Origin of the sequence: Coleofasciculus sp. FACHB-712, assembly GCF_014695635.1 — a bacterium.
Taxonomy (GTDB): Bacteria; Cyanobacteriota; Cyanobacteriia; order Cyanobacteriales; family FACHB-T130; genus FACHB-T130.
Map to the genome: position 1 here is coordinate 1 of NZ_JACJOQ010000139.1, position 3655 is coordinate 3655.

The following is a 3655-nucleotide window of genomic DNA, read 5'->3' on the forward strand; positions in this document are numbered from 1 at the left end:
CCACCACTTGCCACGGATTGCAAGCGATCGCGGTCAAAGGCGTGGAGCGGCTGACCCCATTCCAGCAAAATATAGTTGGTAATATCTACCACGTTATTGATGGGTCGGACTCCAGCGGCTTGTAATCGCCCTTGCAACCATGTCGGAGAAGGCGCAATTTTGACCTTTTCGATGACCGTCCCGATGTAAGCCGGACACGCTTGACCCGAAGCAATTCGCAACTTCAGACCGCCATTCCCCTTCGGGATTGACACTTCTGGGGCTTGTGGAAGTCGCAGGGCGGCACCCGTCAGCGCCGAGACTTCCCGTGCAACGCCAACCATACTCAAAGCATCCGCACGATTCGCGGTAGATGTCAAGTCTAAAATTACATCATCTAAGCCTAGGAGCGATCGCGCATCGATACCCGGCTGAAGATTTTCCTGCCCAAAAATATGAATTCCTGCGGACTCTTTTGCCAAACCTAATTCAGCTAAAGAGCAAATCATCCCTTCGGAAGGAACGCCCCGGAGTTTAGCCGGTTTAATTTTCAGGTCAACAGCAGGCAGATAAGTCCCGATGGTGGCGATAGGCACATAAATATCTGCTCTGGCATTGGATGCCCCACAGACAATATTCAAGGGAGACGCTGCCCCTACATCGACCGTACACACCCTGAGTTTATCTGCATTCGGATGGGGTTGAATCTCTAGAACTTTCCCGACCACCACCCCATCCGCCCAAGTGCGGCGGTCTTCAATATCTTCTACTTCAAACCCAGCCATTGTTAGCGTGTGCGCCAACTCCGCCGGAGTCATCGTCAAGTCAACCAATTCTTGTAGCCAGTTCAGAGAAATACGCATTTACGCTTAAGCTTTTACTTACCTCAGCCCGATCATTTTACCGTTTTGTACAGCTGAAGCATTCCGGCGACGAGTGGGGAAAGCCAAAGATAGAAATGCCCGCAGACGCAGCCTTCTGGGAGAGTCTTCCGGGAGGGTGAGTGCGATCGCTTCTCCAGGTGAGCGTGTTGCTTAGCACCATCCCCCTCAGCTTCTTTGTTCCTTTGTTCTGCCAAAATTTTGCCCTCACTTCCAGATGGCATGAGTGTTTTAGGGGTAACACCAATCACATCTAGCGCTTCCGGATGTGCTATCAAAGATATGGAAACAATTTTTGTGCTTAATCCCGATCCGCTTCTTCTGTTCGCTAGTTGTTTGATTACAATTTAATACCGTCTCTAACTGCAATGTTTGAGAAAAATCTTGGCAGTTGCAGGAGTACATCGTTTTTCAATTCTTTAAGCAAAGATTAATCGTCTTTAGCAACTCTTTAAAGAATTGTCCGTAAATGTACCATGCTTATTGTTTATTAATGCCTCGATAATTTAAGTTAGGGTAGCAATATCCGGTTTCAGCATCCCGGTGAGTCTGAATGAGCTACTGCCTCAATCCCGCCTGTCCAAATCCGCAAAACCACGACCACGCCGAAGTTTGTCGGTCCTGTGGCTCAGAACTCCTATTACGAAAGCGCTATCGAGTCAGTCAAGCGCTGGGGCAAGGAGGTTTTGGAGCGACCTTTTTAGCTGAGGATGAGTCTTTGCCTGGGGAGCCAAGTTGCGTAATCAAGCAACTAAGACCAGCAACGACTGTAGCCCACGTTTTACAAATGGCACGCGAGCTATTTGAACGAGAAGCCAGAACCTTGGGGAAAATCGGCAATCATCCCCAAGTGCCACGGCTGCTGGATTACTTTGAAGACAACCAGCAGTTTTACTTAGTGCAGGAGTATATCAGCGGCTTGACGCTACAGCAGGAGGTTAAAGGATCGGGACCTCTAAGCGAAGCTGGTGTCAAGCAATTCTTAAGCGAGATTTTGCCCGTCCTGCACTACATCCACAGCCAGCAGGTGATTCACCGGGACATCAAACCCGCCAACTTGATTCGCCGCGAACAAGACCGCAAACTGGTTCTGATTGACTTTGGAGCGGTGAAAAACCAAGTCAGTCCGACAACGGCAAACAGTAGCTCCGAGCAAACCGCTTTGACGGCTTACGCAATTGGGACACCCGGATTTGCCCCGCCCGAACAGATGGCAATGCGCCCGGTTTATGCTAGCGACCTGTATGCATTGGGGGTCACTTGCGTTTATCTGCTGACTGGAAAATCGCCAAAAGACTTAGATTACAACCCCTCAACGGGCGAAATGCTCTGGCGAAAGCAACTTCAGATCAGCGACCATTTTGCCGATGTTCTCAAGAAATTGCTAGAGGTTTCGGTTCGTCATCGCTATCAGTCTGCTGAGGAAGTGTTGAGAGCGCTTGACCTGGAACCGTATCTCGACAGCTTGGAGCAAGGCTTAACGACTAAACCCAATAGCTCCCAGCGACAACCACAAACAGGCAATCGCTACACCAACTCTGGAGACTTAAGCAGTCCAACGCTTTCCTCAGCCCCTTCGACTGGCACTTCCGCCTCAGAACGTCTGGCGATGGCAATTCGAGCACGTCGAGAAAAGTTAGGCATGACCGGACCGCAAACCGGGGGAAGTATGTATAAACCAAGTCCTGCTACCGGCTCTGGTTATCCGCCGACGATGCTCAAAAATAGCGGTTCTAACGGCAATGCTAAGTCAAAACTTCCTGCCAAGTTGGATGCTGTTGGCGTGTTAACTGCCTACACCAAAGGTAGACGAGACTTTGCCTCTCAAGATTTAAGCGCGCTGAACCTGCAACGGGTTAACCTATCAGGAGGCATTTTTCATCAGGCTAAGTTAGCTAAAACCAACCTTCAGGGCGCTGACTTGTCAAGTGCTGATTTTGGCAGGGCGAATTTAGTTGGGGCAATTCTGAAGGAGGCAAATTTGGGCAGGGCTTACTTCAGCACGGCAAATTTGGAAGGAGCTGACCTACGCGGTGCAGATTTGAGCTTTGCCTATCTCAATCATGCGAATCTCCGAGGTGCAAATTTGTGTGGCGCTAATCTCACGGGGGCAAAAGTTAGCGAGGAACAGCTATCGCAGGCAAAAACGAATTGGGCAACCGTTTTACCCACTGGCAAAAGAGGTTTTTGGTAATTGGAAGGAACTAAGCGCAATAAGTTTTGAGTTAGAAGAGAGTTCTGTAATTCAAAACTCAAAACTTTAAAGTTTTTACCAATGACTCTTTGGGTTAACCAATTGGTAGAACTTGCACCGGCTCTCCAGATGCAATGAAGGTTTGACCTGCTGGTAAAACAGCCAGACCATTAGTTTGAGCAAGATTAATTAAATTACCGGAACTGTGACTACCGCCAGCCAAATGAAATTCATAAGTACCGTTTACTAAATTCATTTTGCCCCAAAGGTAGCTTTCTCGTTTGCCGTCTGAACGCAAATCGTGATGCGATCGCGCTTGTACAAACTTTGGCTCCCAGCCATCAGCAAGACCCGCAAGTTTTCTCACGGCTGGCTGTACAAATCGCCAAAAGCTCACCAAAGAAGAAACTGGATTTCCCGGTAGACCGAAGTATAAAACAGGACGCTGGGCGTTGGGAAATCTGGCGACAGTTAACGGTTTACCAGGTTTAACCGCAACAGCACGGACATGAATCTCCGCACCGAGTTGGGCAAGAATTTCATCCACATAATCGTAGTCGCCTACGGAAACGCCGCCGGAAGAAATGACCACGTCAGCGGT

At 49.1% G+C, this 3655-nt stretch carries 4 protein-coding genes; 1 reads left to right on the forward strand and 3 read right to left on the reverse strand.

What is annotated here, in order from left to right:
- Together ytpR and H6F50_RS03555 are read right to left on the reverse strand one after the other, a co-directional pair.
- Positions 1-842, reverse strand: an 842-nt coding sequence (ytpR, locus tag H6F50_RS03550) for a YtpR family tRNA-binding protein (protein ID WP_190426398.1), incomplete at its 3' end; no start/stop codon positions are given.
- Between the two features lie 32 nt (positions 843-874).
- Positions 875-1138: a hypothetical protein gene (locus tag H6F50_RS03555; RefSeq protein ID WP_190426401.1), complete on the reverse strand. Its 264-nt coding sequence runs from the start codon at positions 1136-1138 to the stop codon at positions 875-877.
- A 275-nt stretch (positions 1139-1413) separates the two neighbouring features.
- On the opposite strand from H6F50_RS03555, the gene H6F50_RS03560 reads away from it, so the two are divergent.
- Complete coding sequence (locus tag H6F50_RS03560; protein ID WP_190412572.1) at positions 1414-3054, forward strand: serine/threonine-protein kinase; 1641 nt, start codon at positions 1414-1416, stop codon at positions 3052-3054.
- 94 nt (positions 3055-3148) lie between these two features.
- On the opposite strand, the gene H6F50_RS03565 is transcribed toward H6F50_RS03560, so the two are convergent.
- Positions 3149-3655 (reverse strand): molybdopterin-binding protein (locus H6F50_RS03565; protein ID WP_242028883.1); only part of this gene is annotated, 507 nt, incomplete at its 5' end.